This is a genomic window from Burkholderia sp. SR8 (assembly GCF_052851275.1).
The window spans coordinates 1-3,661 of the sequence record NZ_JAULUC010000058.1 but is presented as its reverse complement, the minus strand read 5'-3'; the positions used below and the strand labels follow the sequence as shown (position 1 = coordinate 3,661).

The window sequence follows — 3,661 nt, the reverse complement described above, 5'->3', positions numbered from 1 at the left end:
GCTCAGATCTGCTGCCATGTCCGTCTCCTTCCGTTATCCGATCGAAAAAGCACATCCCGCCACATCCGCTTTCGCCGCGTGCTCGTACAGGCGGGCCAGCCGCTATTGTGCACGATCGACCCCGCCATCCGCGCGCAAAAAGTCTAAGCTTAAGGTCGGTTCCGGGTCGCGGGAGATTCTCATGCACTATCGACGGCTAGGCCGCTCCGGCCTGCAGATCAGCGAGCTTTCGCTCGGCTCGTGGGTCACTTACGGCAACCAGGTCGACCAGCGGGTTGCGCGCGAGTGCCTCGCTGCGGCGCGCGACGCCGGCGTCAATTTCTTCGACAACGCCGAGGTCTACGCGGGCGGCAAATCCGAGGAAATCATGGGCCAGGCGCTCAAGTCGCTCGGCTGGCCGCGCGTCAGCTACCTCGTGTCCACGAAATTTTTCTGGGGGCTCGCGGAAGCGCCGAACCAGTACCACACGCTGAACCGGAAATATCTGCTGAACGCGATCGACGGCTCGCTACGCCGGCTGCAGCTCGACTACGTCGATCTCGTCTATTGCCATCGGCCCGATCCGAACACGCCGATCGAGGAAACCGTGTGCGCGATGAGCGACATGATCGCGCGCGGCAAAGCGCTGTATTGGGGCACGTCCGAATGGAGCGCCGACGAGATTCGCGCCGCGTACGGAATCGCCGAGCGGCATCACCTGCACAAACCGGTCGTCGAACAGCCGCAGTACAACTTGTTCCACCGTACGAGGGTCGAGCAGGAATATGCACGGCTCTATGACGACTACGGCCTCGGCCTGACGACCTGGAGCCCGCTGGCATCGGGGCTGCTCACCGGCAAGTACCGTAACGGCGTCCCGCCCGGCAGCCGCGCCGAGCTGCACGGCTACGACTGGCTTCGCGACCGGCTGACGGATCCGGCCAGCAACGATGTCGTCGAGCGGCTCGGCGCGATCGCGGCCGAACTCGGCTGCAACACGGCTCAGTTAGCGATCGCATGGGTGCTCGCGAATCCGCACGTGAGCTCGGTCATTACGGGCGCGTCGCGAATCGAGCAGATTGGCGACAACATGCGCGCGATCGACGTCGCCGCGCAGCTGACGCCCGAGATCAAGCAACGCATCGCGGAGGCCGTCGGCGATACCTACGAGTAAGGCGACTCACGCCCACTCGCGTACAATACGCGACCGCATCGGCGCCCGGCCCGACGGCCGTACGCGATCGTCCGTTTTCATCGATTCACCTTTCGTTTCAGGCAGTCAGCCATGCTCAGTTATCGTCACGGTTTTCACGCAGGCAATCACGCGGACGTGCTCAAGCACACCGTCGTCGTCCAGCTGCTGCGCTACCTGAACAAGAAGGACAAATCGTACTGGTACATCGACACGCACGCGGGCGCAGGCGTGTATTCGCTGCGCGACGGCTACGCGGCCAAAACAGGCGAGTTCGACACCGGCATCGGTCCACTGTGGAGCGACAAGAACCTGCCCGAAGCGCTGGGCGATTACATCGACGAAGTGCGCGCGCTGAACGACGACGGCGAGCTCCGCTACTATCCGGGCTCCCCGTATCTCGCGTGGCGATCGATGCGCGAACAGGATCGTATGCGTCTGTTCGAAATGCACACGACCGAAATCGACGTGTTGCGTCACAACTTTCGCGACGCGGGGCGCCGCGCGATGATCTTCGCCGGCGACGGATTCGAAGGCATCAAGGCACTGCTGCCGCCGCCGCCGCGACGCGCGCTGGTGCTGATCGATCCGTCGTACGAGGACAAGAAGGACTACACCCGTACCGTGACGTGCGTGACGGAATGCCTGAAACGTTTCGCGACCGGCTGTTATGCGATCTGGTATCCGCAGGTGGCGCGCGTGGAATCGCAGCGTTTCGCGGAACAGCTCAAGCGCCTGCAGCCGAACAACTGGCTGCACTTGACGTTGACGGTGTCAAATCCGCCTGCGGATGGCCTGGGCCTCTACGGCAGTGGAATGTTCATCCTGAATCCGCCGTACACGCTTGCGCAAAGCATGAACGAAGTACTGCCCTATCTCGTGGAACGCCTGGGACAGGACAGCGGCGCCCGGTGCCAGATCGAGCACCGCGGCAACTGAACGGCAAGAATGCCGTTACGGCTGCGGTCGCCCGGTCGGCCTCGGCTGATTGGCCGGCGACGCGCCCCAGCCCGGCACATTGATGTACGGCGCGACAAACAGCGGCACCGACGAATTCGCTCCCTGGCCGGCCGTCGTTCGCAGACCCGCCGGTTCGACGATCGGCTCGGACGACAGCGGAGCCGTTTGCAATACCAGGCCGCCCTTGCCGTCCTGGATGCCGCGCTGCGTATCGAGAATCAGCGGCCTGGACGAAGTCGCGGCACCGGCCACGACGCCATGAACGAGCACCGCGGCGCCCAGTACGAGACGCGCGCGGGAAACGTGACGCACATCGAAACGCAAGCGCATGATCATATTCTTCCGGTTGAAAAGGAGGTCCATACCATAGCGCCACGCGGGCGATTTCGCCAGATCCGCCGCACAAAAAACAAAGCCCCGTCAATACGGGGCTTGCTTTTCACTCGGTGCCACGCGGCACCTGACAGCGGCTGCGATTACAGCGAGTAGCCGTTGGCTTCGAGCGAACGGATGCGGCTCTCGAGCTGGACGATGTCCGACGACGAAGCGAGGTAAGCCTCGCGGCGCTCACGCTCTGCGGATTCGAACCAGTTGCTCAGCTTTTCGACGATGTAGGCGATCATGATGTTCTCCAAGGAAGGGGGACCCCTGGCGAATCGAGATTCAGGGATTTCCCGTATAGGGTTATCCCGAATTATAACGATGCCGCACCAAGATGCTAGTGAAATGCTTGCATGGAAACCATTCCGATCCGGAATGGATCATGAAACACTCTCTGTAACGCATTGATTTTTATCGACATTTACTCGGCGCCTATTTTTGGCGTCGAAGGCCTGCACTAATCTGGGTCAGTGACCGGGTCGGCCAGGCGCGCCAAAATCGGGCATTCGGGTCGGTGGTCACCGTGGCAGTGCGCGGCAAGATCGGCCAGCGTGTCGCGCATGTCGCTCAATTCCGCGATGCGTTTATCGAGTTCGGCCACGTGCTCGAGTGCGATCGACTTCACTTCCGCGCTGGCTCGAGAACGGTCTTGCCACAGCATCAGCAGCTTGCGGATATCCTCGACGAGAAAACCGAGTCGGCGGGCCTGACGGATGAAACGCAGGATATGGACTTCGTCCGTGCCGTAAATCCGGTACCCGGCATCGCTGCGCTTGCTCGGCGCAAGAAGGCCGACCTGTTCGTAGTACCGGATCATTTTTGCGCTGACGCCCGATTCGCGCGACGCGTCGCCGATATTCATTCCCCGCCCTCTCTGCATCAAGTCTGATTCGAACACGAACGTCGGCACGGATGCCGACGAACCCATATCGATCGTATCAAATCGCGCGGCTCCGTTCCGGGATGGGCGTGGGTGACCGGTGGCACGGCAATCGGGATCGACGGAAAGACCGGTTGGAGCCCGATCGCCCGGCCCCCGGCCCTGGAACAATGAGGTATTTGTGTCGGCGGCGATCTGTGGCGGGACGCGCTGCCCGTCGTCGCCCGCGTCCCGCCAACACCCCGCTGCACATGCCGTTTTGGTCGCCG

At 62.3% G+C, this 3,661-nt stretch carries 5 protein-coding genes; 2 read left to right on the top strand and 3 right to left on the bottom strand.

Translation table 11 applies throughout. The annotated features are described in order from the left end of the window. The first annotated feature begins 181 nt into the window (after nt 1–181). A complete protein-coding gene (locus Q3A80_RS31740; RefSeq protein WP_446332724.1) occupies nt 182–1,153 on the top strand; it encodes a potassium channel beta subunit family protein in 972 nt (323 codons plus the stop codon). A 111-nt stretch (nt 1,154–1,264) separates the two neighbouring features. After that, the gene (locus Q3A80_RS31735) at nt 1,265–2,110 is read left to right on the top strand and encodes a 23S rRNA (adenine(2030)-N(6))-methyltransferase RlmJ (protein ID WP_446332723.1); all 846 of its coding nucleotides are present in this window, start codon (nt 1,265–1,267) and stop codon (nt 2,108–2,110) included. 15 nt (nt 2,111–2,125) lie between these two features. On the opposite strand, the gene Q3A80_RS31730 is transcribed toward Q3A80_RS31735, so the two are convergent. The 3 genes from Q3A80_RS31730 to cueR form a co-directional block, all read right to left on the bottom strand. Next, nucleotides 2,126–2,494: a hypothetical protein gene (locus Q3A80_RS31730; RefSeq protein WP_446332722.1), complete on the bottom strand. Its 369-nt coding sequence runs from the start codon at nt 2,492–2,494 to the stop codon at nt 2,126–2,128. 113 nt (nt 2,495–2,607) lie between these two features. Continuing rightward, nucleotides 2,608–2,754, bottom strand: a complete 147-nt coding sequence (locus tag Q3A80_RS31725) for a DUF3563 family protein (protein ID WP_080294620.1) — start codon at nt 2,752–2,754, stop codon at nt 2,608–2,610. Between the two features lie 215 nt (nt 2,755–2,969). Further along, nucleotides 2,970–3,374, bottom strand: coding sequence for a Cu(I)-responsive transcriptional regulator (cueR, locus tag Q3A80_RS31720; RefSeq protein ID WP_446332725.1), 405 nt, complete (start codon nt 3,372–3,374; stop codon nt 2,970–2,972). Between the last annotated feature and the right edge of the window lie 287 nt (nt 3,375–3,661).